The organism is Streptomyces luteolus (assembly GCF_029968015.1).
In the GTDB taxonomy this organism is placed as follows: domain Bacteria; phylum Actinomycetota; class Actinomycetes; order Streptomycetales; family Streptomycetaceae; genus Streptomyces; species Streptomyces luteolus.
Genome location: NZ_JASCIS010000001.1, coordinates 125,680 through 151,950, shown reverse-complemented (window position 1 = coordinate 151,950; position 26,271 = coordinate 125,680). Strand labels below are relative to the sequence as shown.

Sequence of the window (26,271 nt, the reverse complement as noted above, 5' to 3'; positions counted from 1 at the left end):
GCAAGTCCTCTTGTCACAGGTGCGTCGTAACCTGGCCATCATGAACGAGTGCTCGCACGTCCCTCTGCTGCCGCACCCCGAGCCCGCGCCGCGGACCGCCACCTGCCCCGAGTGCGAGGCGACCGGCAGCCACCCGGTGCAGCTGCGCCTCTGTCTGACGTGCGGGCATGTGGGCTGCTGCGACTCCTCCCCGTTCCGGCATGCCACGGCCCACTTCAAAGACACCGGCCACCCGGTGATGCGCAGCTTCGAGCCTGGCCAGAGCTGGCGCTGGTGCTTCGCGGACGACGCGATCGTCTGACGGCGACGGACAGTGACGGCCCCGCGAGACGACGCCGGACGGTTCGACCGCCCGCCACCTGGGTACGTCAACCCGGCGCGCGCTCTTTCCAATTGGGACCGCGAAACCCCTAGCCACTGTCCGTACCCGTAGGCTTACTATGAGTGAACAGGCGGGTCCGGGGTCCGCCGGGACAGGGAGCGGGGGAGCGCGATAGCGTCACCTGCTGAACACACAGCGCATCACCCGTGCGACGCTGTGCCGGACCGCCGCGAGCGGCGGGCCGAACCCCGAACGTGCTTGTACCACCTTGGAGGTGAGGGTGTCCCAGATCGCAGGCGAGCCCGGGACTCAGGACTTCGTGGAAGTCCGGCTGCCGGCTGCGGGTGCCTACCTGTCGGTGCTGCGGACGGCCACGGCCGGCCTCGCGGCGCGTCTTGACTTCACCCTGGACGAGATCGAGGACCTGCGCATCGCGGTCGACGAGGCCTGCGCGATCCTGCTCCAGCAGGCCGTGCCGGGCTCCGTGCTCAGCTGCGTCTTCCGACTCGTCGACGACTCACTCGAGGTCACGGTCTCGGCGCCCACGACCGACGGCCGCGCCCCCGAGCGCGACACCTTCGCTTGGACTGTCCTGTCGGCCCTCGCTGGCAAGGTCGACTCCCATGTCGCCGACGACAAGACCGTCTCGATCAGCCTGTACAAACAGCGCGGCGCGGGACCCGGGCCGGCGTGACGAACGGGGACGGGCCGGTGCGTGACGAAGAGCGCAGCGCAAGGAGTCTGCCCGCCGAGAACACCGACGGCAGCGACGGAGTGCCCAGGGCGCGGCGCGCCCCGGACATCCCCGAGCAACAGGCCAGGCCGCACCCGGAGGAACCGGGCACGACGGAGCGGGCACAGCGCGATGGCAGGAGCGAGCACCAGGTCGGCGGCGGTCTTGGAGCGCCTCCCGGCGGAAGCTGGGGGAGGGCGGGACACATGACAGAGCACGGGCACCACCACGATCCGCAGGACCGCAGCGGCGCGCGGGCGATGTTCATCGAACTGCGCAAGCTGCCCGACGGCAGCCCGGAGTACGCGCAGCTGCGGAACCAGCTGGTCCGCATGCATCTGCCCCTGGTCGAGCACCTGGCCCGCCGCTTCCGCAACCGCGGCGAGCCGCTCGACGACCTGACGCAGGTCGCGACGATCGGCCTGATCAAGTCGGTGGACCGCTTCGACCCGGAGCGCGGCGTCGAGTTCTCGACGTACGCGACGCCCACCGTCGTCGGCGAGATCAAGCGCCACTTCCGCGACAAGGGCTGGGCGGTGCGCGTACCGCGTCGGCTGCAGGAGCTGCGCCTGTCCCTCACCACCGCGACCGCCGAGCTCTCCCAGCAGCACGGCCGCTCCCCCACGGTGCACGAGCTGGCCGAGCGGCTGAGCATCTCCGAGGAGGAGGTCCTGGAGGGCCTGGAGTCGGCGAACGCCTACTCCACGCTGTCCCTGGACGTCCCGGACACGGACGACGAATCACCGGCCGTGGCGGACACTCTGGGCGCGGAGGACGAGGCCCTGGAGGGCGTCGAGTACCGCGAGTCCCTGAAGCCGCTCCTGGAGGACCTGCCGCCGCGCGAGAAGCGCATCCTGCTGCTGCGGTTCTTCGGGAACATGACGCAGTCGCAGATCGCCCAGGAGGTCGGCATCTCGCAGATGCACGTCTCCCGGCTCCTCGCCCGCACGCTCGCGCAGCTGCGCGAGCGCCTGCTGGTCGAGGAGTAACCACCCACCACCGCGCGGGCCACCCACCACCCCTCGGGCCCACCCGGACCCGCGCCATCACCCGCGCACGCCGATCACGGGGGGCGGCGATCAGGACCGTGACCGCCCGGCCGTCGGCCTCCTACGACGAGCGGCGGCTAGGCGGCGTCGCGTCGGCCGATGCCCAGTGCCTGCGTCGTCTCCGGGTTGACCAGCAGCACCAGCGAGGTCACCGCCACCACGGCGAGCGCGATCCCTGCGGGGATCGCGACGCTGTTCGTCTGCAGCAGCTGCCAGGCCACCGGCAGCGCCATGATCTGCGTGATGATCGCCGGACCGCGGCTCCAGCTGCGCAGCCGGAACAGCCCGCGCGCGGCGATCAGCGGCAGCAGCGCGAGCCCGATCATCGTCAGCCCCCCGGTCACGGCGGTCCGCTCGTCCCCCGCACCGCTCAGCCCCTGCACCACGAGATAGCCGCCCACGGCGACGAGCACCAGGCCTTCGAGCGCGGCCAGCGCCGCGGCGGCGGTCAGGCGCGGCGGGCGCGGGCCTTCGGACTTCGGGTTCTGCTCAGCACTGCTCACCCCTGCAGGGTAGCCCCGCCCCACGGCCGCCCCCGGGGCCAGGGGCCGGGCGCGGACGGTGCGCGGGGCGGGTGCGGGTGGTGTGCGGAGCCGAGTGCGGGTGGTGTGCGGGTCGGGTGCGGGCCGCGGGCGGACCTCGGTCTGGGCCACGTAAAGAGCGATGGGTACGCTGCTGCGCATGCGTGCACTTCTCGTGGTCAACCCGGCGGCAACCACCACCAGTGCCCGCACGAGGGACGTACTGATCCACGCGCTCGCCAGCGAGATGAAGCTGGAGGCGGTCACCACGGAGTACCGCGGGCACGCCCGCGACCTGGGCCGGCAGGCGGCGGAGAGCAAGGACATCGAGCTGGTTGTGGCCCTCGGCGGCGACGGCACGGTCAACGAGGTCGTGAACGGCCTGCTGCACAACGGCCCGCGCCCCTCCCTGCCCGGCCTCGCGGTCGTCCCCGGCGGCTCCACCAACGTCTTCGCCCGCGCCCTCGGCCTGCCCAACGACCCGGTCGAGGCCACCGGCGCCCTGCTCGACGCCTTGCGCACCGGCAGCGAGCGCACGGTCGGGCTCGGCCTGGCGGCGGGAACCCCGGGCACCGAGGACGAGGGCGTGCCGGAGCGCTGGTTCACGTTCTGCGCCGGCCTCGGATTCGACGCCGGCGTGATCGGCCGGGTCGAAAAGGAGCGGGAGCGCGGCAGACGTTCGACGCATGCGCTCTACGTACGACAGATGGTGCGCCAGTTCCTCGACGAGCAGAACCGCAGGAACGGCACGATCACCCTGGAGCAGACCGGCGAGGACCCGGTCAGCGATCTTGTGCTCGCCATAGTCTGCAACACCTCGCCCTGGACCTACCTGGGCAATCGCCCGGTGTACGCGTCCCCGCAGGCGAGCTTCGACACCGGGCTCGACGTGCTCGGGCTGAGCAAGCTGTCGACCCCCGCGATGGCCCGTTACGCGACCCAGCTGCTCACTTCAAGCCCGGAGCGCGGACCGCACGGCAAGCACGCCGCGACACTGCACGACCTGACGGACTTCACCTTGCAATCAAAGGCCCCGCTGCCCTTGCAGATGGACGGTGACCACCTGGGACTGCGCACGAGCGTGACGTTCACAGGCGTACGCCGTGCACTGCGTGTGATTGTGTGAGCGGAAGACGCTAAAGTCCTTGCACTCGAACGTTTAGACCAGGATCCACCCCATAGAATGACGGCTGTGACCTAGCCGACACCGAGGAATCAAAAAAAACTTTCCGGAAGGGGTTGTATCCGCCGCCGAGGTTTGCGAATCTCTTCTTGGCGCTCAGGACGGCCCGCAACACCGGCCCCACAGAGAGCCCGAACCCCCTCTCTCACACAGGACCTGCACCAGGCAACTGGTGGTTGGCCCTTCACTTGCGAGGGGATTCGTGAAAGCGTTCACATTCACAAGCAACCCTGCACGTAATACCAAGGAGAGGTAGCAGCCATGGACTGGCGTCACAACGCCGTTTGCCGCGAGGAAGACCCCGAGCTGTTCTTCCCCATCGGCAACACCGGTCCTGCGCTGCTGCAGATCGAGGAAGCCAAGGCCGTTTGCCGCCGCTGCCCCGTCGTGGAGCAGTGCCTGCAGTGGGCGCTCGAGTCCGGCCAGGACTCCGGCGTCTGGGGTGGCCTCAGCGAGGACGAGCGTCGCGCAATGAAGCGCCGCGCCGCCCGCAACCGGGCCCGCCAGGCCAGCGCCTGACACCCCCGCCCCGAACGAGCCTGAGCCCGGCGGCGCGTACGGCGAGTACGCATCTCCCGCCCCCGAGCCGCAGCGCGCAGTACCCCCCGATGCGCTCAGCAACGTGAGCAGTAAGCCCCGGACCCACCAGAGTCCGGGGCTTACTGCTGTTCGGGTATCGCACAACCGCCTTACGGGAGCGCCGAGTTGAGGTCGGTCTCCCCCGCCGAGCCGGTGTGATCCGTGTTACTTCTCGCCGTGCACCGGGATGTCGAGGATCACCCGCGTGCCCTTCTCGGGTGCCGGGACCATGTCGAACGTTCCGCCCAACTCGCCCTCCACCAGCGTCCGTACGATCTGCAGGCCGAGGTTGCCGGCGCGGGTCGGGTCGAAGTCGGCGGGCAGGCCCACGCCGTCGTCCTGGACGGTGATGAGCAGGCGGGCGTCCTTGCGCGTGCCGCCGCGGACCGCGGAGACCTCGACCGTGCCGGTGTCGCCCTCGCGGAAGCCGTGCTCCAGGGCGTTCTGCAGGACCTCGGTGAGGACCATCGAGAGCGGGGTGGCGACCTCGGCGTCCAGGATGCCGAAGCGTCCGCTGCGGCGGCCGGTCACCTTGCCCGGGGAGATCTCGGCGACCATCGCGAGGACGCGGTCGGCGATCTCGTCGAACTCGACGCGTTCGTCGAGGTTCTGCGAGAGCGTCTCGTGCACGATCGCGATCGAGCCCACCCGGCGCACGGCCTCTTCGAGTGCCTCGCGGCCGCGGTCGGACTCGATGCGGCGGGCCTGCAGGCGCAGCAGGGCCGCGACGGTCTGCAGGTTGTTCTTCACCCGGTGGTGGATCTCCCGGATGGTGGCGTCCTTGGTGATCAACTCGCGCTCGCGACGGCGGAGTTCGGTGACGTCACGCAGCAGGACGAGGGAGCCGATGCGGGTGCCCTTGGGCTTGAGGGGGATGGCGCGGAGCTGGATCACCCCGTCGTCCCCCTCGACCTCCGTCTCGCGCGGGGCCCAGCCACTGGCCAGCTTGACCAGGGCTTCGTCCACGGGGCCTCGGGACGGGGCGAGTTCGGCGGTGGTCCGGCCGAGGTGGTGGCCGACGAGGTCGGCGGCGAGGCCCAGGCGGTGGTACGCGGAGAGGGCGTTCGGTGAGGCGTACTGCACGATGCCGTCGGCGTCGAGGCGGATCAGGCCGTCGCCCACGCGCGGGGACGCGTCCATGTCGACCTGCTGGCCAGGGAACGGGAAGGAGCCGGCGGCGATCATCTGGGCGAGGTCGGAGGCGCTCTGGAGGTACGTGAGCTCCAGGCGGCTCGGCGTCCGGACCGTGAGGAGGTTGGTGTTGCGGGCGATGACGCCGAGGACGCGGCCCTCACGGCGCACCGGGATGGACTCGACGCGGACCGGGACCTCCTCGCGCCACTCCGGGTCGCCCTCGCGCACGATCCGGCCCTCGTCGAGCGCGGCGTCGAGCAGGGGGCGGCGGCCTCGGGGGACGAGGTGGCCGACCATGTCGTCCTGGTACGACGTCGGGCCGGTGTTGGGGCGCATCTGGGCGACGGAGACGTAGCGGGTGCCGTCGCGCGTGGGGACCCACAGGACCAGGTCGGCGAAGGAGAGGTCGGAGAGCAGCTGCCACTCCGAGACCAGCAGGTGCAGCCACTCGAGGTCAGTGTCGCCGAGGGCCGTGTGCTGGCGTACGAGTTCGTTCATGGAGGGCACGTGTGCGAGCGTACCTTTCGGCTCGGACAGCGCGTACGTGGTCGTACGGCCCCCGGAAACACCCGCGGGCCGCGGCGCCCGAGAGGGACCCTCAACCCTCGCCGGCACCGCAGCCCGGAGCTGATCCGGCCGTCGGGTGTGCGGTCCCGTGCGACCGGGGAGGCTCCGACGCGGTCAGGGCAGAGAGCGTCGGGCGCCTCAATCCGCTCTTCTGTGCGGGAAGAGCGGAAGCTTTGCAGCTTTGAAGCTTTACCTGTGCATTGTGGACTAGACCATTATCCGATGTCCATGCGTCGGCAGAGGTTTGTTCTTGTTTCTTTCTCCGAGGACGTCCGGGTCAACGGTCTCATGGACCGGTTTCATGGCGCCGGGGGCCATGCGGCCATCGCCAGGTCGGCCACGCGCTCCAGCTCTTCCTGGCTCGCGCCGTCCCTGGCCTGCTGCGACATGCCCTGGAAGACGGCGGCGGTGTACCGCGCGAGGGCGGCGGCGTCGCAATCCTCGGGGAGGTTGCGGGAGGCGATGTCCGCGCGGATGCGGGAGGCGAAGTCGGCGATGTTGGCGTTGCGGCGCTCGCGCAGGGCCTCCTCGACCTCCGGTGTCGTGCAGTTGGTGGCCGCGTGGATGACGAGGCAGCCGTGCGGGCGGCCGGGGGCGGCGAACTCGGCGGCGGCCTCGCGCAGCAACCGGCCGAAACCGGCGCGGGCCGTCGGCTCCTCGTCGAGGGCGCGCGTTCCGAAGGCGCCGTATCTCTCCACGTACTCCGTGAGGACCTCTTCGAAGAGCGTGCGCTTGTCGCCGAAGGCGGCGTACAGGCTCGGGGGGCTGATGCCCATGGCCCGGGTGAGGTCGGAGACGGACGTGGCTTCGTAACCCCGCTCCCAGAACGTCCAGATCGCCTGGCGCAGGGCCTCCTCGCGGTCGAAGGAGCGGGGGCGGCCGCGCTGCCTCGCGGCGCCCGCCGGCTGCTCCGACGGGCGGCCTTCACGTCTCTGCGCTGCCGGGTTCGCCACCATGGAGAGAATTATATAGCGGACACTAGAGAAACGGGATGCCGGGCTGTGGATTTCTCCGGGCGTGGACTCCGGATCGCCCGAGTCGCCGGTGCGGTGCATGGGGTGTGGAGTGGTGGAGAGTGTGCGGTTCACGGGACGGAGAGAGTGTGCGGTTCACGGGACGCGGGCCGCGTAGCTCTGTTAGATTGGTCTATACCACTATTCACACGAGCAAGCGCGTGCACATCCACTACCTCAGATCGGCAGGCCCAGCGTGGAAGTTGTCATCGTCAAGGACGCCAAGGCGGGCGGAGAGCTCATCGCGGGGGCCATCGCGGACCTGCTGGCCCGCAAGCCCGACGCGCTGCTCGGCGTGGCCACCGGCTCGACCCCGCTGCCCATCTACGACGCGCTGATCGCCAAGGTGCGCGGCGGCCTGGACGCCTCCAGGGCGCGGATCTGCCAGCTCGACGAGTACGTGGGCCTGCCGGCCGGGCACCCGGAGTCGTACCGTGCGACGGTGCTGCGCCAGGTGGTCGAGCCGCTCGGGCTGCCCGCCGAGCAGTTCATGGGGCCGGACGGCAGCGCCGAGGACGTGCAGGGCGCGTGCGAGGCGTACGACAAGGCGCTGGCCGAGGCCGGTGGGGTGGACCTGCAGATCCTCGGGATCGGCACGGACGGGCACATCGGGTTCAACGAGCCGTGCTCCTCGCTCGCCTCGCGTACGCGGATCAAGACGCTGATCGAGCAGACCCGGATCGACAACGCGCGGTTCTTCGACAACGACATCGAGCAGGTGCCGCACCACGTCATCACGCAGGGCATCGGGACGATTCTGGACGCTCGTCATCTGGTGCTGCTGGCGACGGGTGAGGGGAAGGCTGAGGCCGTGGCGCAGACCGTGGAGGGGCCGGTGGCCTCGCTGGTGCCCGCGTCTGCGTTGCAGTTGCATCCGCATGCGACGGTTGTGGTGGATGAGGCTGCTGCGTCCAAGTTGAAGCTTGCGGATTACTTTCGGCACGCGTTCGACAACAAGCCGTCCTGGCAGGGGATTTGAGGGGGCCCTTCCAGGGTTCCCCCCTTCTCTACTTTTGGCGCCGGGTCCGTTTGGGCCCGGCGCCTTTGTTTCCCCTCCCCGCCCCTTCCCGAAAGACTGCCGTCGGCTTCGGGGGCTCCGCCCCCGGACCCCGCTCCTCAAGCGCCGGAGGGGCTGATTGCGGTGCCGTCGGCTTCGGGGGGCTCCGCCCCCGGACCCCCTCCCCCAAGCTCTCGGCTGCGCTCGAGCAGGGGGGACCCCCATCTCAAGCGCCGGAGGGGCTGATTCCGGAGGGGCTGATTCATGCGTGCGAGCAGTCAGATCCCGTTGACCAGCGCCTCCGCCGCCGCCACCCCGCACACCCTCGCCGCGCCGTAGGTCGCGATGTGGATCGAGCCTCGGGGTGGGGACTGGGGGACGCCCATCTCCACGACCACCGTGTCGGGGCGGGCCGTCAGGAGGGCGTCCACCGTGTCCGACATCCAGGCGTGGCGGTGGGCGTCGCGGACCACTGCCACGATGCGGCGGTCGCCGGACGCGGCGAGGATCTCCGCCGGGTCGGACCCGGCCGTGAAGCTGCCGGTCTCCGTGCCGGGGAGCAGGCGGGCGAGTTCGGCGGCCACACCCCAGGGCGTCTCGTCGCCGACGGCGATGTTGGCCATCGGCGTCAGCGCGGCCACGTACGCGGGTGAAGTGAGCCGCGGGTGCTCGCCGTCGACCGTGACCGTGAGGGCGCGGCGGGCCGCGGTCCGGCCGATGTCGCGGCCGACGCCGCTCTCCACACGTACGGCCGACGCGGACCACTCCCCCAGGGCGCGCACCCGGGCGGCGGCGTCGGCGAGGCGGTCCTCGGGGAGTTCGCCGTCGCGTACGGCCGTGACGAGGGCGTCGCGCAGGCGCAGGACGGTCTCCTCGTCGGCGAGGCCGCCGCCCACGCAGATCGCGTCGGCGCCCGCGGCGACGGCGAGGACGCTGCCGCGTTCGATGCCGTACGTGGCGGAGATGGCCTGCATCTCCATGCCGTCGGTGACGATCAGGCCGTCGAAGTCGAGTTCCTCGCGGAGCAGTCCGGTGAGGATGCGGCGGGAGAGCGTCGCCGGGCGGTCCGGGTCGAGGGCCGGGAGCAGGATGTGGGCGCTCATGACGGCCTTGGTGCCGGCGGCGATCGCGGCGCGGAAGGGGACCAACTCCCGTGCGCGCAGCATCTCCAGGGACGCGTCGATGCGCGGCATGGAGTGGTGCGAGTCGACGGCCGTGTCGCCGTGGCCGGGGAAGTGCTTGGTGCAGGCGGCGACTGCGGCGGACTGCACGCCCTCGACGTACGCGGCGGTGTGCCGGGCGACGAGGGCCGGGTCGGCGCCGAAGGACCGTACGCCGATGACCGGGTTGTCGGGGTTGGAGTTGACGTCGGCCGACGGGGCCCAGTTGAGGTTGACCCCGCAGGCGGCGAGGCGGCGGGCGAGTTCGGCGGCGACGTCGCGGGTCAGGCGCGGGTCGTCCACGGCGCCGAGGGCGTGGTTGCCGGGGAAGGAGGAGCCGGTGCGGACCTCCAGGCGGGTGACGTCGCCGCCTTCCTCGTCGATGGCGACCAGCACGTCGTCCCGCTCGGCCCGCAACTGGGCGGTGAGCGCGGCGAGTTGCTCGGGGGAGGCGATGTTGCGGCCGAACAGTCCGACCGAGTGCAGGCCCTCGCCGATGCGGCGGAGCAGCCAGTCCGGTGCGCTGGTGCCGGCGAAGCCGGGCTGGAGCACGGCCAGGGCGTCCCTGGTCAGAGTGTCCGCGGGGCGGGCGTAAGTCGTCATACGGCGGGTTATCCCTTCACGGCGCCTGCGGTGAGGCCGCTGACGGCCTTGCGCTGCAGGAAGAGGAAGAGGAGCAGGATCGGGATGGCGAAGAGCGAGGAGGCGGCCATGGTGGCGCCCCAGTCGTCGCCGAAGACGGTCTGGAACTTGGAGATCCACAGCGGCAGGGTCTGTGCCTCGGCCTGCTTGTTGAGGATCAGCACCATCGGGAACTCGTTCCAGGCGGTGATGAAGCCGAACAGGGAGGTCGACATCAGGCCGGGCGCGAGCAGCGGCAGGATCACCTTGACGAAGGCCTGCGGACGGCTGCAGCCGTCGACCATGGCCGACTCCTCCAGGTCCTTGGGTATCGCCCCGACGAAGCCGCGCAGCGTGAGCAGCGTGAAGGGCAGCACCATCATCATGTAGAAGACGGTGAGCGGGATCAGGCTGTTGAGCATGTCGGCGTCGCGCACGATCAGGTAGATCGCGATGACCATGACTTCCCAGGGCGCCATCTGCGCGAGCATGAACCCGACGATGAAGCCGCGGCGCCCCCTGAACCGCATCCGGGCCAGCGCGAACGAGGCGAGCAGAGCGATCACCAGGGAGAAGAGCACCGCGAGGACCGTGACGGTCACCGAATTCCGTACCAGCGTCCAGAAGTTGTCCGCGGTGACGGCGGTGGTGAAGTGCTCGAAGGTGAAGTCGACGGGGAACCAGACGGGGTTCTCGCTGATGATGTCGCCGGTCGGTTTGAAGGCCGTGGCGAACATCCAGTAGACGGGGAAGACGAACCCGACGAGGAGGACGAGGGCCAGGGCGTTGGGCCACACACGGCCGAGGGTCGATCGGGGGCGGCTCACAGCTCGTCCTCCTCTTGCTTGAGCACGATGCGAAGGTAGTACGCGGTCAGGGCGAGCAGGATCACGATGGTGAGCAGCGCGATCGCGGAGCCCATGCCGAAGTGCTGGTTGCCGAAGCCCTCGATGTACGCGTACACGGGCAGGATCTCGGTGAGCCGGTTCGGGCCGCCCTCGTTGATCGCGAAGACCTGGGTGAAGGCCTTGAAGACCCAGATGATCTCCAGGAACGTGGTCGCGTAGAGGAAGGGCCGCAGGAACGGCATGGTGACCGAGGTGAAGCTCTTCCAGGCACCGGCGCCGTCGAGCGAGGCGGCCTCGTAGAGCTCCTTGGGGATGGTGGTCGTCGCCGCGTACAGGTTGATCGCCACGAACGGGATGGACTGCCAGACGATGAGCAGGGTGACCACGGCGAAGGTGGAGAACTGCGTGGCGAGCCAGTTGTGGTCGGCCATGGAGTGGAAGCCGAGCTGGTCGAGCACCCAGTTGACGACGCCGAAGCGCTGGGCGAACAGCCACTTGTAGACGGTGACGGCCGCGATCGGCGGCATCGCCCAGGCCAGGACGAGCCCGATAAGCAGGGTGAGCCGCATCCGCTTGCCGAGCCGCGCGAGCAGCAGGCCGACGAGGGTGCCGAGGATCATGATCAGTACGACGTTGGCGCCGGTGAACAGGACGGATCTGACGGTGACCCGCCAGAAGTCCGAACTGCTCAGCACCTCGGCGTAGTTGTCGAGGCCGTTCCACTCGGTGAGCCGCTGGATCAGCTGCCTCATGTTGAGGTTCTGGAACGACAGGAGCCCGTTCTTGACCAGGGGCCAGCCGAGCAGCAGCAGGGTCGCCGCGAGGGCGGGAAGCAGCAGCAGATAGGGCGCGAGTGCGGTGGTGCGGGCCCGCGAGGCCGCTCGGCGCTGCGGTCGCCCTCCCCCACCGTCCACCCCCCGGACCTCCGCCGGGCGGGAGTCCTGGCGTTCGGTCTGCACGGTCATGCTCACCATGTCCTTCGTACGGATGCGTCTCTGTGCGGCAGTTACGTGCCGGGGGCGGGGGCGGGGAGGCCGGTTCCCGCCCCCGGCACGCGGGTCACTGCTTCTGCGCCAGGCGCTTGTTGAACTCGCCCTCGACCTGCTGGGCGGCGGCCGCGTGCGACTTACCGTTCAGGACGGCGGTCATGTACGTCTTGATCGGGTTCGGCGGGTTCTCCACGGCGGCCCACTCGGGGATCAGCGGGGTGGTGCCGCCGGAGGCGACGGCGGGCGCGGCGGCCTCGCCGGCGGGCTGGCCCTTCAGGTTCTCCTGCAGCGACTCCTTGTTGGGGATGACGCCGAGTTCCTTGGAGAGCTGGCCCTCGAACTTGTCGGAGAGGGCGATCTTCAGGAATTCCTTGGCGAGTTCCTGCTTCTCGCTGCCCGCGGCGATCGCGAGGTTGGAGCCGCCGAGGAAGACGCCCTCGGGCTTGTCCGCGGTCTCACCGGGGATCGTGAAGTAGCCGATGTCCTTCTCGATCTTCGGGTTGGCCTTGATCGCGGTGGCGGCCTCCCAGCCCATGCCGATGAAGGCGCCGGTCTTGCCCTTGGCGAAGACCTCGGCCTGCTGCGGCGTGGCCTCGTCCTTGTCCTTGGGGGCGGTGGAGTACGAGGCGTACTTCTTGTAGATCTCCATGGCCTCGCCGACCTTGGGGTCCGCGAGGTTGGAGACCCACTTGTCGCCGTCCTTCTTCACGAGGTCGGCGCCGGTGCCGATGGTGAGGCCGTCGAAGAAGTACCAGTTCTGGCCGGGCATGTAGACCGGCTCGGCCTTGCCCTTGGCCTTGATCTTGTCGAAGGCCTCGAAGAGTTCGGCGCGGGTTTTCGGAATCCCGGTGACGCCGGCCTCCTTGAAGACCTTCTTGTTGTAGACGACGACGCGGTTGGCGGCGAACCAGGGGGCGGCGTACTGCTTGCCGTCGAAGACGGACGCCTCGTTGAGCGTCTCGGTCCAGTCGGCGCCGATGGACTTCTTCAGGTCCTCCAGCTCGGCGAGGCCGCCGGTCTGCGCGTACGCCGGGGTCTGGGTGTTGCCGATCTCGAAGACGTCCGGCGGGTTCTCCTCGGAGAGTGCGGTGGTCAGCCGCTGCTGAATGCCGTTCCACTGCTGGACCTCGAACTCGACCTTGGCGCCGGTCTTCTTCTCGAAGGCCGCCGTCACATCCTTGGTCCAGGTGTCCGGAGTCGAGCCGTCCATGGCCCACACGGTCAGGGTCTGGCCCTTGAAGCCGTCCGCCCCCGAGCCCTTGCCGTCGTCCGAACCGCAGGCAGCGACAGACACCAACATGCCCGCTGCACCGATCGCGGCTATGAGCTTGCGCTTCACGTCACCCTCCTCAGGGATGCCAGCAACCCCCCACCCACTTCGGTGACATATGGCAGTGCACTGTTCGTGGGGCTGGGACCTGGTCTTTAATGGTGTAGACCAGTACGGGGAGCTTGGCCTAGACCTTTAGGGGTGTCAAGGGTGTATAAGAGGGGTCCCACATCCCGTTACCTGACCGACACCTGCGCCCTGTCGCCAAGGGAGAGCGACCGGTCGCGGCCGGGGCGTGCCACGATGTGAGCCGCGACAGACGGAGGAGCCGGTGACGGCAGCAGCACAGGAGCCGCAGCAGGGCGCCGCGCGGAAGGCGTCTCGGAGAAGTGGCGGCCGGGAGACGGGTGGGCGAGGGATGGCGACCGAGGCGGGCAGCACGCAGAGCGCGACGGGGACCGAGCCGCAGGGGCCGGCCCGCACCGCGCGCGTGCCCAAGTACTACCGCCTCAAGAAGCACTTGCTCGACATGACGGAGACACTGCCGCCCGGCACGCCCGTACCGCCCGAGCGCACGCTCGCCGCCGAGTTCGACACGTCGCGGACCACCGTGCGCCAGGCGCTGCAGGAGCTCGTCGTCGAGGGGCGCCTGGAGCGGATCCAGGGCAAGGGCACGTTCGTCGCGAAGCCGAAGGTCTCCCAGTCGCTCCAACTCACCTCGTACACCGAGGACATGAGGGCGCAGGGTCTCGAACCGGCCTCGCAGCTCCTTGACATCGGGTACGTCACGGCGGACGACCGGCTCGCCGAGCTGCTCGACATCACGGCCGGCGGACGCGTCCTGCGCATCCAGCGCCTTCGCCTCGCGAACGGCGAGCCGATGGCCATCGAGACCACGCATCTGTCCGCCAAGCGCTTTCCCGCGCTGCGCCGTTCGCTGGTCAAGTACACCTCGCTCTACACCGCGCTCGGCGAGGTCTACGGCGTCCACCTCGCCGAGGCCGAGGAGACCATCGAGACCTCGCTCGCCACCCCGACCGAGGCCGCGCTGCTCGGCACCGACGTGGGCCTGCCGATGCTGATGCTGTCGCGGCACTCGCTCGACGCCTCGGGCAAGCCGGTGGAGTGGGTGCGCTCGGTGTACCGCGGGGACCGGTACAAGTTCGTGGCCCGTCTGCAGCGCCCGCAGGAGTAGCGACCGGGGCGCGAATCCGCGCACATCAGGCCGTGAGATTGCGGTTGGGGACCGATATGCGGACAAGGTCTTCCGCTGTCTTGACACCGTCACCTAGATTTCGTGCGCACCGCACGAGGTCACCAGCGAGGGGGACGGAGCCACCGCATGTCACAAGCTTCAGAAGAGAACAGACCACCGGTAGTGACACCGGTGCGCATCATCATCGGCCTCTGTCTCGTCGCACCGTTCATCGCCATGCTGTGGGTCGGTTCGTACGCGAAGACCGATCCGTCCTTCATCGGCATCCCGTTCTTCTACTGGTACCAGATGGCGTGGGTGCTCATCTCCACCGTGCTCACGGTGATCGCGTACCAGCTGTGGCAGCGTGACCAGCGCGCCCGCCGGGAAGGCGGAGCCAAGTGAACGACGGCGTGAACGGCGTCGCACTCGCCGTCTTCATCTTCTTCTTCGTCCTGGTCACCGCCATGGGCTTCATGGCGGCCCGCTGGCGCAAGGCCGAGAACGAGAACAGCCTCGACGAATGGGGCCTCGGCGGCCGCTCGTTCGGCACCTGGGTCACCTGGTTCCTGCTCGGCGGCGACCTGTACACCGCGTACACCTTCGTGGCCGTCCCGGCGGCGATCTACGCGGCGGGCGCGGCGGGCTTCTTCGCGGTGCCGTACACGATCCTGGTCTACCCGCTGATCTTCACGTTCCTGCCCCGCCTCTGGTCGGTCTCGCACAAGCACGGGTACGTGACGACCTCGGACTTCGTGCGCGGGCGGTTCGGCTCGAAGGGGCTGTCGCTGGCGGTCGCCGTGACGGGCATCCTCGCCACGATGCCGTACATCGCGCTCCAGCTGGTGGGCATCCAGGCCGTGCTCGACGTGATGGGCGTCGGCGGCGGCGAGGACACCAACTGGTTCATCAAGGACCTGCCGCTGCTGATCGCGTTCGGCGTGCTCGCCGCGTACACGTACTCGTCGGGGCTGCGCGCCCCCGCGCTGATCGCGTTCGTCAAGGACACGCTGATCTACATCGTGATCGCCGTGGCCATCATCTACATCCCGATCAAGCTGGGCGGGTTCGCCGACATCTTCGCCTCGGCGAGCGACAAGTTCGCGGAGCAGGGCAAGGGCGGTCTGGTGCCGGACGACGCCGGGCACTGGGGTTACGCCACGCTGGCCGTGGGCTCGGCGCTCGCGCTGTTCATGTACCCGCACTCGATCACCGCGACGCTGTCCTCGCGCAGCCGTGACGTGATCCGCCGCAACACCACGATCCTGCCGCTGTACTCGCTGATGCTGGGCTTCCTCGCCCTCCTCGGCTTCATGGCGATCGCGGCCGGGGTCACGGTGAAGAACGGGCAGCTGGCCATCCCGCAGCTGTTCGAGAACATGTTCCCGGACTGGTTCGCCGGCATCGCCTTCGCGGCGATCGGCATCGGCGCCCTGGTCCCGGCCGCCATCATGTCGATCGCCGCCGCGAACCTCTTCACCCGCAACATCTACAAGGACTTCATCAGGCCGGACGCCACCCCGGCGCAGGAGACCAAGGTCTCCAAGCTGGTGTCGCTCCTGGTGAAGGTGGGCGCGCTGGTCTTCGTCCTCGGCATGGACAAGACGGTCGCGATCAACTTCCAGCTGCTCGGCGGCATCTGGATCCTGCAGACCTTCCCGGCCCTCGTCGGCGGCCTGTTCACCCGCTGGTTCCACCGCTGGGCGCTGCTCGGCGGCTGGGCGGTCGGCATGGTCTACGGCACGGCCGCCGCGTACGGGGTCGCCTCGCCGACGCAGAAGCACTTCGGTGGGTCCTCCGCCGAGATCCCCGGCATCGGCGAGATCGGCTACATCGGCCTCACCGCGTTCGTCCTGAACGTCGCGGTCACCGTGGTCCTGACCTTCGTCCTGCGGGCCGTCAAGGCGCCCGACGGCGTCGACCAGACCCAGCCGGGCGACTACACGGCGGACGCGGGCGACCCGGGCGTCAAGGCGGACCTGCCGCCGGCCACGGCGGGCTCCTCGCACTGAGCCTGAGGTCCCGCCTGAAGTCCCGCCTGAAGTCACTTAACTCCCGTACGACGACGGGCCGCCGGATCGCTCCGGCGGCCCGTCGTCGTATCCGTACGGCCCCGCACTGTCCCCCCGTACGACACAACATATGGGGGCAGCGGCGAGCGCCGCCCACCACATGTATGCTCGTCCTCGCTGTCGCCGCAGGGGAATCCGGTGCGAATCCGGAACTGTCCCGCAACGGTGTATGGGTGCGCTTTTGCGTACCCGTCAAGTCCGAGGACCTGCCGACGGCGCACCCGTGCCGCCCGGCCCGGGTGCCCATGTCGTCCGGGCCTCGCGGAATGGGCCGGTGGACGCGTCACGGTGTGCCGTCCCGCGGTGCCGTGCGCCCACTCCCGCCCGCAGCAGGCCCCGAGCCGAGCGAGGGAGTGCCCCCACGTGACCATCGCGCCAGCCGATCCCGTCTCAGCAGTCCAGGCCGAACAGGCCATGGCAGTCGAAGACGCCCCCGGAACAGCGCTCCTGCGTACGTTGACCGAGCTGACCGCCGACCTGCCCGACACCGACCCGGGCCGCGTCGCCGCCGCCGCGCTGCGCGGCCGGCACGCGGGTTCGGACGCGGCGGAGCTGCGCGACCTCGCCACGGACGCCGCCGCGGGCCTCATCTCCGAGGACCCGGCCTACTCCCGGCTCGCCGCCCGGCTGCTCACCCGCGCCATCGCCGACGAGGCCGCCTCGCAGGGTGTCACGTGCTTCACCGGGTCCGTCGCCGTCGGCCACCGCGAGGGCCTGATCGCGGACCGCACCGCCGCGTTCGTCCGCCGCCACGCCGCCCGGCTCGACGCCCTGATCGACACCGCCGCCGACGACCGCTTCGGCTACTTCGGCCTGCGCACCCTGCACAGCCGCTACCTCCTTCGCCACCCGATCACCCGCAAGGCCGTCGAGACCCCGCAGCACTTCCTGCTCCGCGTCGCCGCCGGCCTGGCCGAGGACGAGAGCGAGCGCGCCCTCGGCGAAGTCGCCGCGCTCTACGGCCTGATGAGCCGCCTCGACTACCTGCCGTCCTCGCCGACGCTCTTCAACTCCGGTACGCGGCACCCGCAGATGTCGTCCTGCTACCTGCTCGACTCCCCGCTGGACGAGCTGGACTCCATCTACGACCGCTACCACCAGGTCGCCCGCCTCTCCAAGCACGCCGGCGGCATCGGCCTCTCGTACTCCCGTATCCGCAGCCGGGGTTCGCTGATCCGCGGGACCAACGGGCACTCCAACGGGATCGTGCCGTTCCTCAAGACGCTCGACGCCTCCGTGGCCGCCGTCAACCAGGGCGGCCGGCGCAAGGGCGCGGCCGCGGTGTACCTGGAGACCTGGCACTCCGACATCGAGGAGTTCCTTGAGCTGCGGGACAACACCGGCGAGGACGCCCGCCGCACGCACAACCTCAACCTCGCGCACTGGATCCCGGACGAGTTCATGCGCCGGGTCGCGGCCGACGCCGACTGGTCTCTGTTCTCCCCCGCCGACGTGCCCGAGCTGGTCGACCTGTGGGGCGAGGAGTTCGACGCCGCGTACCGGAAGGCCGAGGCCGAGCGGAAGGCCCGTAAGACGCTCCCCGCGCGGGAGTTGTACGGCCGGATGATGCGCACCCTCGCCCAGACCGGCAACGGCTGGATGACGTTCAAGGACGCCGCCAACCGCACCGCCAACCAGACCGCAGAGCCCGGCCACACCGTGCACTCCTCGAATCTGTGCACGGAGATCCTGGAGGTCACGGACGACGGGGAGACGGCCGTCTGCAACCTGGGGTCCGTGAACCTCGGCGCGTTCGTGAGCGAGGGTTCCATCGACTGGGACCGGCTGGACGAGACGGTTCGTACCGCCGTCACCTTCCTCGACCGCGTCGTCGACATCAACTTCTACCCGACTGAGCAGGCCGGCCGCTCCAACGCCAAGTGGCGCCCGGTGGGCCTGGGCGCGATGGGTCTGCAGGACGTGTTCTTCAAGCTGCGGCTGCCCTTCGACTCGGCCGAGGCCCGGGCCCTGTCCACGAAGATCGCCGAGCGCGTCATGCTCGCCGCGTACGAGGCCTCCGCCGAACTCGCCGAGCGCAACGGCCCGTTGCCCGCCTGGGAGAAGACCCGTACCGCGCGCGGTGTGCTGCACCCGGATCACTACGGCGTCGAGCTGAACTGGCCGGAGCGCTGGGACGCCCTGCGCGCGCGGATCGCCACCACCGGCATGCGCAACTCGCTGCTCCTCGCCATCGCGCCGACCGCGACCATCGCGTCCATCGCCGGTGTGTACGAGTGCATCGAGCCGCAGGTCTCCAACCTGTTCAAGCGCGAGACGCTCAGCGGTGAGTTCCTCCAGGTCAACGCCTACCTGGTGGAGGAGCTCAAGCGGCTCGGCGTCTGGGACGCGCAGACCCGGGAGGCGCTGCGCGAGTCCAACGGCTCGGTGCAGGGCTTCGGCTGGGTGCCCGAGGAGGTGCGGGCGCTGTACCGCACGGCCTGGGAGATCCCGCAGCGCGGCCTCATCGACATGGCCGCCGCCCGCACCCCGTTCCTGGACCAGGCGCAGTCCCTGAACCTGTTCCTGGAGACGCCGACCATCGGCAAGCTCTCGTCGATGTACGCGTACGCCTGGAAGTCGGGTCTGAAGACCACGTACTACCTGCGGTCCCGTCCCGCGACCCGGATCGCCCGCGCGGCCGGTTCGAGCGCACCCACCGTCCCCGTGCAGGCGGCCCCGGAAGACGCCGTCGCCTGCTCCCTGGAAAACCCCGAGTCCTGCGAGGCCTGCCAGTAATGAACACTCCTGCTGCAGAAAAGAACCTGCTCGACCCAGGCTTCGAGCTGACTCTCCGCCCCATGCGCTACCCGGACTTCTACGAGCGCTACCGGGACGCCATCAAGAACACCTGGACCGTCGAGGAGGTCGACCTCCACTCGGACGTCACCGACCTCGCCAAGCTCTCGCCCGGCGAGCAGCACATGATCGGCCGTCTGGTCGCGTTCTTCGCGACGGGTGACTCGATCGTCGCGAACAACCTCGTCCTCACCCTCTACAAGCACATCAACTCCCCCGAGGCGCGGCTCTACTTGAGCCGTCAGCTCTTCGAGGAGGCCGTGCACGTCCAGTTCTATCTGACGCTGCTCGACACCTATCTGCCCGACCCGGAGGACCGCGCCGCCGCCTTCGCCGCGGTGGAGAACATCCCGTCGATCCGCGAGAAGGCCGAGTTCTGCTTCAAGTGGATGGACTCGGTCGAGCAGATCGACCGCCTGGAGACGCAGACCGACCGCCGCCGCTTCCTGCTCAACCTGATCTGCTTCGCCGCCTGCATCGAGGGCCTGTTCTTCTACGGCGCTTTCGCGTACGTGTACTGGTTCCGCTCCCGCGGCCTGCTGCACGGCCTGGCCACCGGCACCAACTGGGTGTTCCGGGACGAGACGATGCACATGAACTTCGCCTTCGAGGTCGTCGACACGGTCCGCAAGGAGGAGCCCGAGCTCTTCGACGACAAGCTGCGGGAGCAGTTCACCGACATGCTGCGCGAGGCCGTCGAGGCCGAGCTGCAGTTCGGGCGTGACCTGTGCGGCGAGGGTCTGCCGGGCATGAACACCGAGTCGATGCGGCAGTACCTGGAGTGCGTCGCCGACCAGCGCCTGACCCGCCTCGGCTTCGCCCCGGTCTACGGCTCCGAGAACCCGTTCTCCTTCATGGAGCTGCAGGGCGTCCAGGAGCTGACCAACTTCTTCGAGCGCAGGCCGTCCGCGTATCAGGTCGCGGTGGAGGGCTCGGTCTCCTTCGACGACGAGTTCTGAGTACGTTTCAGGGGTCGGCCCACTCGACGGACCGACCCCTGAACTCGCTTGCGGCGCTCAGTCGTTGGGCACGACCTCGTAGCGCGGCGTGCCCTCCGCCATCTGCCGCAGGGCGTCCTTGCGGTCGCGCTTGGAGAGGCGGTCGATGTAGAGGTAGCCGTACAGGTGGTCCGTCTCGTGCTGCAGGCAGCGGGCGAAGAAGCCGGTGCCGCGCACGGTGATCGGGTTGCCCTTCTCGTCCTGGCCGGTCACCACCGCGTAGTCGGGCCGGGCGAGCTCGGCGTACGCGGTCGGCACCGAGAGGCAGCCCTCGTTGCCGTCGTCGAGGCGGCGCTGCTCGGCGGGCAGGTCCTGCAGTACGGGGTTGCAGACCACGCCGACGTGCCGCTTGCCGTCGTCGTCGGGGCAGTCGTAGACGAAGACCTTCTTGTCGACGCCGATCTGGTTCGCGGCGAGGCCGACGCCCTCGGCGGTGCGCTGGCTGGCGAACATGTCGTCCACGAGCCGCGCGAGCTCGTCACCGAACTCCGTGACGTCCTTGCACTCCTTGTGCAGGACCGGGTTGCCCACGACGGTGACCGGCCGGGACGTACCGCGCTCGCGGTAGGCGGCCTCGCGCTCCTCGGCGTTCTCCGTGTCGATGACGAAGCCCTCGTCGTCGACGGGGAGCACGCCCGCCTTCGCCGCCGTCTGCTGATCGGTGTCCTGCTGCGCCATGTCCGACGTACGCCTTCCTCAACATGCCAAGTGTGGAAGTACAGCCTACGGGGACGGGTCAGGGCCCTGCCTCGGGTCAGCAGACTTCTTCCAGGTCCCGCCAGTCACGGGTGTCCGGGCTGTCCGCCACCCAGCCGTCGAGCAGCCCGCGCACCAGGCCCGCGGGCGCCGCGATGCCGCACTCCCGCTCCGGGACCCACAGGGCGCCGGGGCTGCGGTGTCCGAGCGGTCCGGGGTGGCCGGGCTCGCTGTGGTCGTGCGGGTCGAGGTGCTCGCCGTCGCCCTCGTCGCTGGGCATCCGGGACTCCGAGCACATCCGGCAGAGCAGCCGCACCGAGGACGACCAGTCCTCGGCGGCGAAACCGGCGTCCGCCGCGAGCCGCTCCAGGGCGTCCCGGTCGGCCTCGCCCGCCGCTTCGAGCAGCACCACCCAGGTCGGCACGGGTGACGGGGCCCACAGCTCGATCTCGTCGAAGACCGGGTACGAGGGGCCCGCGCCCGTGGTCCGCTCGCCGTGCGGGACGCCGTCGTGCAGCACGACCTCGCCCCAGCGGCGGCCGGACGACGGCAGCGGGATGGACAGCACCTCGATCCGGGCCGGGTCGAGCCGCCGACCCCAGACCACCTCGGCCTCGCCCTCCGGGGAGAGCCGCACGGCCGCGCTGCCGAGCTCCATGCCCAGCGGCGGCTCACCGCCGACGGCTCCGCCGGGGACCTTGAGTCCGTACGCCTGCCAGGCGCGGCGGGCCAGCGGCCAGTCCTGGAGGGCGGTCGCGGCGATGCCGACGTTCCACCAGTCCGGGGCGCCCGCTTCGCGGTCGAGCAGGGCGACGGCCCGCAGGCCCGCGGCGCGCGCCTGCTCCCAGTCGTGCCGGAACTTGTGCAGCAGGGCGAGGTTGAACCAGGACTCGGACAGCCACGGTTCGAGGTCGGCCGCGCGGGTCAGGAGCGCCCCCGCGTCCTCGTACCGGCCGTCTCCGATGAGCGTGAACGCCCGGTCGGTGGCCTGCCGCCAGGAGGCGGAGGGCCGGTGCCGTCCCTTGCCGAAGATCCTCACGATTCCCGCCTGCCCAGGTCGTTCCACTCTCAGTGCAGCATCGGGCCTTTGCCCCCGGACACCCTGCACTTCGCATCCAACCATGCCCGGTCGGACGCCCGCTCATTACCCATGGGTTACCCAGGCAGGACCGGGGAATCCCTGCCCGGGACCGCCGATCCACGACGCGTTCCGGACGCCTTCGTCCGGCCCCTCGCCCCGCCCTTCGCCCGGCCCCTCGCCCCGCCCTTCGCCCGGCCCCTCGCCCCGCCCTTCGCCCGGCCCTTCGTCCCGCCCGCCATCCGGGCCCCCGCCCCGCCCTTCGCGCGGCCCGTGGCGCTCATCCGCCGGCCGGGGCCAGACCGCCCCGGGAGAGCACTCTGGCCAGGGACTCGACGACCTCCGGCTGGTAGTCGCGGCCGGTGGCGAGGCGCAGTCGCTCCAGGGCGGCGAGCGGCCCTCCCGGGCCTTCTCCCCGCGCCATCTCGTCGTATGCGTTCGCGGCCCGCACGATCCGCGCCGTGAGGGGTTGGTCACGGTACGGATCGGCCTGCCGCTCGACCACCACCGCGACGTCGGAGGGCACCCCGGTCTGGCGCACCACGGCCCCGCCGAGCAGAGCGATCCGGCGCTGCTCCACGGCGGGCAGCGCGGCCGTGGCGCCGTCCCGCACCGGGTCGACCAGGGAGAGCTGCCCGATGTCGTGCATCAGGGCCGCGTACTCGAGTACGACCAGGTCGAACCCGGAGAGACCGAGGTCACGGCCGACGGCGCGGCTCAGGGCGGCGACGCGGCGGGCGTGGCCCTGCGGGGTGTACCCGGCGATCTCGGTGGCCCGCGCCAGGGACGTGATGGTCTGCCGATAGGTCGTACGCACGGCCGCGTACCGGCTGAAGGAGAGCTGGGTGAGCAGCAGCGGCAGGCTGAACAGCGGCAGCGCCCACAGCCCGGCGACGGCCACCGCGAGCGCCATCACCGCGCCGCTCGCCCCCACCGCCGAGCCGATGCCGCGCTTGGCCCGCAGCTCGTCGCGGAGCAGCGGCCCGTACGGCCAGCGGGTGCGGGCGCGGACGAGCGCGGCGGCGAGCACGGCGTCGCACAGCCCGGTGAGCGCGACGAGCGCGACCAGCCACAGCGCGTAGACCGGGCCGTGTCCGATCAGCTCGGCCAACTGGCCGGAGTTGTAGAGGGGTTGGAAGAGGACGGCGGCGAAGGCGACGGTCAGGACGCGGCGCGCCAGGTGGTCGGGCGTGGGCGCCCGGCCGCGCGCGAGGTGCGGCACGGACCCGACGAGGAGCGCGGCGACGGTCACGGCGACCACCTGCAGCACGCCGTGGTGCGTGGGGTGCCCGGCGTTCTCGCCGAGCAGGGCGTACGCGAGCGCCCCGGCGGCGCCGAGCGGTGCGGGCTCGCGCTCCTCGGCGGCGCCCTCCCGCGCGGTACCCCCCTTGCGGGCCAGCTCGCCGACGACGACCAGCGCCCCGAAGGCGAGGGCGACCCCGCGCTGCTCGAGCCCCGACCACAGGACGTGGGCGAGCGCGGTCACCGCGAGCAGCCCGGCCGCGGCGTGCGCGGCCCGCACCATGAGGGGGACACGGATCTGTCGTACGGCCGCCTTGCGGGTCATCGCGGGCGGTCCCCGGCGAGGGGAGCACGGCTGCCGCGCGGCCCCGGCACGTGCGCGGCGCCAACCGCGGCCGCCGTCCGCTGCGGCTCGGGTTCGTCGGAGGTGACGGCGGGGCGCCAGCCGTGCCGGTCGAGGGCGCGCACGAGGGCGCGGACCATCTGCGGGTCGAACTGCCGCCCCGCGCACCGCTTCAGTTCGGTGAGCGCGTCGGCGACGGGCCGCCCGCGCCGGTAGGACCGGGTCGAGGTCATGGCGTCGAAGGCGTCGGCGACGGCCACCACCCGGGCAAACTCCGGGATTTGACGTCCCGTCAGGCCGTACGGGTAGCCGCTGCCGTCGAGCCGTTCGTGATGGTGCAGGATCGCCGAGCGGGCCTCGCCGAGGAAGCCGATGCCGCGCACCATCTCGTGCCCGTACTCGGGGTGCAGTTCGATGACGCGCCGCTCCTCCGGGGTGAGCGGGCCGTCCTTGCGCAGCAGCCGGGTGGGAACGCCGAGCTTGCCGACGTCGTGCAGGATTCCGGCGAACCGCAGGACCTCGACGCGCTCGTCCTCCATGCCGAGTTCGCGCGCGATCAGGACGGAGGCCTCACCGACGCGCTCGCTGTGCCCGCGGGTGTACTCGTCCTTGATGTCGACGGCCTGCACCAGGGCCCGGATCGTGGCCTGATGGGCGGACCGCTCGCGGTGGTACTGCGCGAGCACCCACCAGGAGATGTACATCGGCAGCAGCACGAGCAGCGCCGCCGGAGGTCCGTACGGGCTGCGCCAGAGCACCGCCATCATCAGGCCCGCGAAGCCGTGCACGAGGACGGGCGCGAGGGAGCGCGGGAAGAGCCCGCGCCAGGCGGAGCGCACCGGGACCCGCTCGGCCGTCGCCAGGATGCCGCCGTCGAGCGCCGCCACGACGAGGGCGAAGACGAGCGCGGCGGCAGCGGCGGGCGCGAGCGCGAGGGGGAAGTCGGGCGCGGCGGGCCTGCCCGCGGCGAGCAACTCCCGCCCGCCGAGGGCGACATGGACGGTGGCGGCGGCCCAGCAGGCGAGGGCGTACCGCGCGGGGCGCCAGATCCGGCGGAGCGGCGCGGGGCGGAGCTCGACCCGGGCGAGGGCGGCGCCGGGCACGGCGACGAGGGCGGCCGCGGCGGGCGGCACCAGGAACACCCCGGCGAGCAGCACGGGGAAGAAGCCGGCCATGCCGCGTGGCGCCCGTTGCCCGACGCGCCGGAGGCGGGTGATCTGCTCGCACCCGGCGTACAGCACGGCGAGCAGGGCGACCGCGCTCCACGGGGTGCGGGCGGAAGGGTCGAGGGCGGGCGCCGCGCAGAGGGCGGCGCCGACCGCGGTCAGGCCGATGTAGACGACGGCCCAGAGGGGAACAGACCGCATCCCGCTCTCCTCCCCCTGCGACCGCCGTGCCGTTCAGATTCCGGAGAATAGGACGGCTGCGTGGGCGGCGAGAGAGGATCGGGTGATTCCGCGGCTTATGCGACTGCGGATTCGCACCATCGGGTGACGGGGCCGCACACGGGATCGCGATGCGCCCCGCAGAGCCTCAACTCTCCGTCACAGAAACGGAGTTCAGGATTCCTGGACGGTAGCCCGAAGGCACGCCGCTGGTGGGCGTCAGGATTCCTGGGGCGAGGGGGAAGGCGCGGAGCGGCGCGGCGCGGCGGGCTGCTGCGGCTCGGGCGGAGGCTCGGTCAGGTCGTGGTCGGGCACGGCCTCACCGGCGCGGATCAGGTCGATCCGGCCCATCACCTTGGCGCGCAGGTCCGTCGGCACGTCATCGTGTCCGCAGCAGCGCTTGACCAGCTTCTTCACGGCCTGTTCGAGGCCGTACTTCTCCAGGCACGGGGAGCACTCCTCGAAGTGCGTCTCGAACTTGGTGCAGTCACTGTCGGGCATCTCGTGGTCCAGGAACTCATAGAGATGGTCCAGGACCTCAGAGCACTCCGTCTCGTGGTGCTCTCCGCAGCTCATGAGCCCGAGCCTTTCGTTCCGTTCGACTCCGTGGCACCGGTCGCGGCGCCCGCGGGAACGAGGCCGCGGTCCTTCGCGTAGTCCTCGAGCATGCCGCGCAGCTGCCGCCGGCCGCGGTGCAGCCGGGACATCACCGTACCGATGGGCGTTCCCATGATGTCCGCGATCTCCTTGTAGGCAAAGCCCTCGACATCCGCCAGATAGACGGCGATGCGGAACTCCTCGGGGATCGCCTGCAGGGCGTCCTTCACATCCGAGTCGGGCAGCCGGTCGAGCGCCTGCGACTCGGCGGAGCGCAGGCCGGTCGACATGTGCGACTCGGCGCGTGCCAGCTGCCAGTCCTCGATCTCCTCGGCGGCGCTGCGCTGGGGTTCACGCTGCTTCTTGCGGTACGAGTTGATGAACGTGTTGGTGAGGATGCGGTAGAGCCACGCCTTTAGGTTGGTGCCCTCACGGAACTGGTGGAAGGACGCGTACGCCTTCGCGTACGTCTCCTGCACCAGGTCCTCGGCGTCGGCGGGGTTGCGCGTCATCCGCAGCGCGGCCGAGTACATCTGGTCGAGGAACTCGAGCGCGTCGCGCTCGAAGCGGGCGTTGCGCTCGGCAGAGGTCTCCTCCGCCGCATCCTGCGCACGGCCCTCGTCGGTCCCAGTGACCTGACCCACCTCCTCCAGCGACGGGGCGGGATCAAGGCCGACCCCGCTCGAATCGGAGGATAGACGACGATCCGGTCCGCCCGCCGCCCGAATAGGGGCGGTCTTGGCCGCAGCCAGCATCGACCTTCCCAGGTCGGCGGCGCTGGCGCGGCTCGGGCAGGCGATCGAACCCATGCGGCGGACTCCCTCACTCTGTGCGTTCTCGACTGACGTCCGCCACAACAGCGGTCAGGGCCTCAACATTCCCG

The 26,271-nt window shown here is 70.4% G+C and carries 24 protein-coding genes and 1 riboswitch; of the genes, 11 read left to right on the top strand and 13 right to left on the bottom strand.

What is annotated here, in order from left to right; translation table 11 throughout:
* Positions 1 to 40 precede the first annotated feature (40 nt).
* The 3 genes from QIT00_RS00675 to QIT00_RS00665 all read left to right on the top strand — a co-directional run bounded on the left by QIT00_RS00675 (position 41) and on the right by QIT00_RS00665 (position 2,044).
* The gene (locus QIT00_RS00675; RefSeq protein WP_282533012.1) at positions 41 to 301 is read left to right on the top strand and encodes a UBP-type zinc finger domain-containing protein; all 261 of its coding nucleotides are present in this window, start codon (positions 41 to 43) and stop codon (positions 299 to 301) included.
* 301 nt (positions 302 to 602) lie between these two features.
* The gene (locus tag QIT00_RS00670; RefSeq protein WP_282511513.1) at positions 603 to 1,016 is read left to right on the top strand and encodes an ATP-binding protein; all 414 of its coding nucleotides are present in this window, start codon (positions 603 to 605) and stop codon (positions 1,014 to 1,016) included.
* The gene (locus QIT00_RS00665; RefSeq protein WP_282533011.1) at positions 1,013 to 2,044 is read left to right on the top strand and encodes an RNA polymerase sigma factor SigF; all 1,032 of its coding nucleotides are present in this window, start codon (positions 1,013 to 1,015) and stop codon (positions 2,042 to 2,044) included. The genes QIT00_RS00670 and QIT00_RS00665 overlap by 4 nt, the downstream gene beginning before the upstream one ends.
* Positions 2,045 to 2,181: 137 nt before the next feature.
* Here the strand turns inward: QIT00_RS00665 and QIT00_RS00660 are convergent, their stop codons facing one another.
* Positions 2,182 to 2,607, bottom strand: a complete 426-nt coding sequence (locus QIT00_RS00660; protein ID WP_349017150.1) for a hypothetical protein — start codon at positions 2,605 to 2,607, stop codon at positions 2,182 to 2,184.
* A 178-nt stretch (positions 2,608 to 2,785) separates the two neighbouring features.
* Here QIT00_RS00660 and QIT00_RS00655 point away from each other — a divergent pair, with 178 nt between their 5' ends.
* Positions 2,786 to 3,751, top strand: coding sequence for a diacylglycerol/lipid kinase family protein (locus QIT00_RS00655; RefSeq protein ID WP_282533010.1), 966 nt, complete (start codon positions 2,786 to 2,788; stop codon positions 3,749 to 3,751).
* A gap of 318 nt (positions 3,752 to 4,069) precedes the next feature.
* Entirely contained in the window at positions 4,070 to 4,327 is a 258-nt protein-coding gene (locus QIT00_RS00650; protein WP_040248489.1) for a WhiB family transcriptional regulator, read from the top strand.
* A 225-nt stretch (positions 4,328 to 4,552) separates the two neighbouring features.
* On the opposite strand, the gene QIT00_RS00645 is transcribed toward QIT00_RS00650, so the two are convergent.
* Both QIT00_RS00645 and QIT00_RS00640 read right to left on the bottom strand, forming a co-directional pair.
* A complete protein-coding gene (locus QIT00_RS00645; protein WP_282533220.1) occupies positions 4,553 to 6,019 on the bottom strand; it encodes a sensor histidine kinase in 1,467 nt (488 codons plus the stop codon).
* Positions 6,020 to 6,387: 368 nt separating this feature from the next.
* Positions 6,388 to 7,044, bottom strand: a complete 657-nt coding sequence (locus QIT00_RS00640; protein ID WP_282533219.1) for a TetR/AcrR family transcriptional regulator — start codon at positions 7,042 to 7,044, stop codon at positions 6,388 to 6,390.
* Between the two features lie 253 nt (positions 7,045 to 7,297).
* Here QIT00_RS00640 and nagB point away from each other — a divergent pair, with 253 nt between their 5' ends.
* The gene (gene nagB / locus QIT00_RS00635; RefSeq protein ID WP_282533009.1) at positions 7,298 to 8,080 is read left to right on the top strand and encodes a glucosamine-6-phosphate deaminase; all 783 of its coding nucleotides are present in this window, start codon (positions 7,298 to 7,300) and stop codon (positions 8,078 to 8,080) included.
* Positions 8,081 to 8,376: 296 nt separating this feature from the next.
* Here nagB and QIT00_RS00630 read toward each other — a convergent pair whose 3' ends face one another.
* From QIT00_RS00630 to QIT00_RS00615, 4 genes are all read right to left on the bottom strand, one after another.
* A complete protein-coding gene (locus tag QIT00_RS00630) occupies positions 8,377 to 9,861 on the bottom strand; it encodes a glycoside hydrolase family 3 protein (RefSeq protein ID WP_282533008.1) in 1,485 nt (494 codons plus the stop codon).
* Between the two features lie 8 nt (positions 9,862 to 9,869).
* On the bottom strand, positions 9,870 to 10,706 hold the full coding sequence (locus QIT00_RS00625) for a carbohydrate ABC transporter permease (RefSeq protein ID WP_282533007.1): 837 nt from the start codon (positions 10,704 to 10,706) through the stop codon (positions 9,870 to 9,872).
* Positions 10,703 to 11,692 carry a carbohydrate ABC transporter permease gene (locus tag QIT00_RS00620; RefSeq protein ID WP_282533006.1) on the bottom strand — a complete coding sequence of 330 codons (990 nt, stop codon included), beginning with the start codon at positions 11,690 to 11,692 and terminating at the stop codon, positions 10,703 to 10,705. Before QIT00_RS00620 ends, QIT00_RS00625 begins: the two co-directional genes overlap by 4 nt.
* A 94-nt stretch (positions 11,693 to 11,786) precedes the next feature.
* Positions 11,787 to 13,055, bottom strand: a complete 1,269-nt coding sequence (locus tag QIT00_RS00615) for an extracellular solute-binding protein (RefSeq protein WP_282533005.1) — start codon at positions 13,053 to 13,055, stop codon at positions 11,787 to 11,789.
* Positions 13,056 to 13,404: 349 nt separating this feature from the next.
* Here QIT00_RS00615 and QIT00_RS00610 point away from each other — a divergent pair, with 349 nt between their 5' ends.
* The 5 genes from QIT00_RS00610 to QIT00_RS00590 all read left to right on the top strand — a co-directional run bounded on the left by QIT00_RS00610 (position 13,405) and on the right by QIT00_RS00590 (position 20,008).
* The gene (locus QIT00_RS00610) at positions 13,405 to 14,181 is read left to right on the top strand and encodes a GntR family transcriptional regulator (protein ID WP_282533004.1); all 777 of its coding nucleotides are present in this window, start codon (positions 13,405 to 13,407) and stop codon (positions 14,179 to 14,181) included.
* Positions 14,182 to 14,328: 147 nt separating this feature from the next.
* Positions 14,329 to 14,586 carry a DUF3311 domain-containing protein gene (locus tag QIT00_RS00605; RefSeq protein ID WP_282533003.1) on the top strand — a complete coding sequence of 86 codons (258 nt, stop codon included), beginning with the start codon at positions 14,329 to 14,331 and terminating at the stop codon, positions 14,584 to 14,586.
* Positions 14,583 to 16,193: a monocarboxylate uptake permease MctP gene (mctP, locus tag QIT00_RS00600; protein WP_282533002.1), complete on the top strand. Its 1,611-nt coding sequence runs from the start codon at positions 14,583 to 14,585 to the stop codon at positions 16,191 to 16,193. The genes QIT00_RS00605 and mctP overlap by 4 nt, the downstream gene beginning before the upstream one ends.
* Positions 16,194 to 16,351: 158 nt before the next feature.
* Positions 16,352 to 16,481, top strand: a riboswitch (cobalamin riboswitch).
* A 135-nt stretch (positions 16,482 to 16,616) separates the two neighbouring features.
* A complete protein-coding gene (locus tag QIT00_RS00595) occupies positions 16,617 to 18,989 on the top strand; it encodes a ribonucleoside-diphosphate reductase subunit alpha (RefSeq protein WP_282533001.1) in 2,373 nt (790 codons plus the stop codon).
* A complete protein-coding gene (locus tag QIT00_RS00590) occupies positions 18,989 to 20,008 on the top strand; it encodes a ribonucleotide-diphosphate reductase subunit beta (protein WP_282533000.1) in 1,020 nt (339 codons plus the stop codon). The genes QIT00_RS00595 and QIT00_RS00590 overlap by 1 nt, the downstream gene beginning before the upstream one ends.
* Before the next feature lie 57 nt (positions 20,009 to 20,065).
* Here QIT00_RS00590 and def read toward each other — a convergent pair whose 3' ends face one another.
* The 6 genes from def to QIT00_RS00560 all read right to left on the bottom strand — a co-directional run bounded on the left by def (position 20,066) and on the right by QIT00_RS00560 (position 26,032).
* Positions 20,066 to 20,725 (bottom strand): peptide deformylase, encoded by a 660-nt coding sequence (def, locus tag QIT00_RS00585; protein WP_282532999.1) that lies wholly within the window; start codon positions 20,723 to 20,725, stop codon positions 20,066 to 20,068.
* A 76-nt stretch (positions 20,726 to 20,801) separates the two neighbouring features.
* Positions 20,802 to 21,782 (bottom strand): tetratricopeptide repeat protein, encoded by a 981-nt coding sequence (locus tag QIT00_RS00580; RefSeq protein WP_282532998.1) that lies wholly within the window; start codon positions 21,780 to 21,782, stop codon positions 20,802 to 20,804.
* A gap of 319 nt (positions 21,783 to 22,101) precedes the next feature.
* A complete protein-coding gene (locus QIT00_RS00575; RefSeq protein ID WP_282532997.1) occupies positions 22,102 to 23,388 on the bottom strand; it encodes an HD-GYP domain-containing protein in 1,287 nt (428 codons plus the stop codon).
* On the bottom strand, positions 23,385 to 24,773 hold the full coding sequence (locus tag QIT00_RS00570) for an HD-GYP domain-containing protein (RefSeq protein ID WP_282532996.1): 1,389 nt from the start codon (positions 24,771 to 24,773) through the stop codon (positions 23,385 to 23,387). Before QIT00_RS00570 ends, QIT00_RS00575 begins: the two co-directional genes overlap by 4 nt.
* Positions 24,774 to 25,010: 237 nt before the next feature.
* Positions 25,011 to 25,367, bottom strand: coding sequence for a mycothiol system anti-sigma-R factor (rsrA, locus tag QIT00_RS00565; RefSeq protein ID WP_282532995.1), 357 nt, complete (start codon positions 25,365 to 25,367; stop codon positions 25,011 to 25,013).
* Positions 25,364 to 26,032, bottom strand: a complete 669-nt coding sequence (locus QIT00_RS00560; protein WP_408909682.1) for a sigma-70 family RNA polymerase sigma factor — start codon at positions 26,030 to 26,032, stop codon at positions 25,364 to 25,366. The genes rsrA and QIT00_RS00560 overlap by 4 nt, the downstream gene beginning before the upstream one ends.
* Positions 26,033 to 26,271 lie beyond the last annotated feature (239 nt).

Bases quoted from the DNA above. Each gene is read 5' to 3' on its own strand.
- QIT00_RS00675 (WP_282533012.1), top strand. From the start codon at position 41: ATGAACGAGTGCTCGCACGTCCCTCTGCTGCCGCACCCCGAGCCCGCG.
- QIT00_RS00655 (WP_282533010.1), top strand. From the start codon at position 2,786: ATGCGTGCACTTCTCGTGGTCAACCCGGCGGCAACCACCACCAGTGCC.
- QIT00_RS00650 (WP_040248489.1), top strand. From the start codon at position 4,070: ATGGACTGGCGTCACAACGCCGTTTGCCGCGAGGAAGACCCCGAGCTG.
- QIT00_RS00645 (WP_282533220.1), bottom strand. From the start codon at position 6,019: ATGAACGAACTCGTACGCCAGCACACGGCCCTCGGCGACACTGACCTC.
- QIT00_RS00640 (WP_282533219.1), bottom strand. From the start codon at position 7,044: ATGGTGGCGAACCCGGCAGCGCAGAGACGTGAAGGCCGCCCGTCGGAG.
- QIT00_RS00630 (WP_282533008.1), bottom strand. From the start codon at position 9,861: ATGACGACTTACGCCCGCCCCGCGGACACTCTGACCAGGGACGCCCTG.
- QIT00_RS00620 (WP_282533006.1), bottom strand. From the start codon at position 11,692: ATGACCGTGCAGACCGAACGCCAGGACTCCCGCCCGGCGGAGGTCCGG.
- QIT00_RS00610 (WP_282533004.1), top strand. From the start codon at position 13,405: ATGGCGACCGAGGCGGGCAGCACGCAGAGCGCGACGGGGACCGAGCCG.
- QIT00_RS00605 (WP_282533003.1), top strand. From the start codon at position 14,329: ATGTCACAAGCTTCAGAAGAGAACAGACCACCGGTAGTGACACCGGTG.
- QIT00_RS00590 (WP_282533000.1), top strand. From the start codon at position 18,989: ATGAACACTCCTGCTGCAGAAAAGAACCTGCTCGACCCAGGCTTCGAG.
- def (WP_282532999.1), bottom strand. From the start codon at position 20,725: ATGGCGCAGCAGGACACCGATCAGCAGACGGCGGCGAAGGCGGGCGTG.
- QIT00_RS00575 (WP_282532997.1), bottom strand. From the start codon at position 23,388: ATGACCCGCAAGGCGGCCGTACGACAGATCCGTGTCCCCCTCATGGTG.
- QIT00_RS00570 (WP_282532996.1), bottom strand. From the start codon at position 24,773: ATGCGGTCTGTTCCCCTCTGGGCCGTCGTCTACATCGGCCTGACCGCG.
- rsrA (WP_282532995.1), bottom strand. From the start codon at position 25,367: ATGAGCTGCGGAGAGCACCACGAGACGGAGTGCTCTGAGGTCCTGGAC.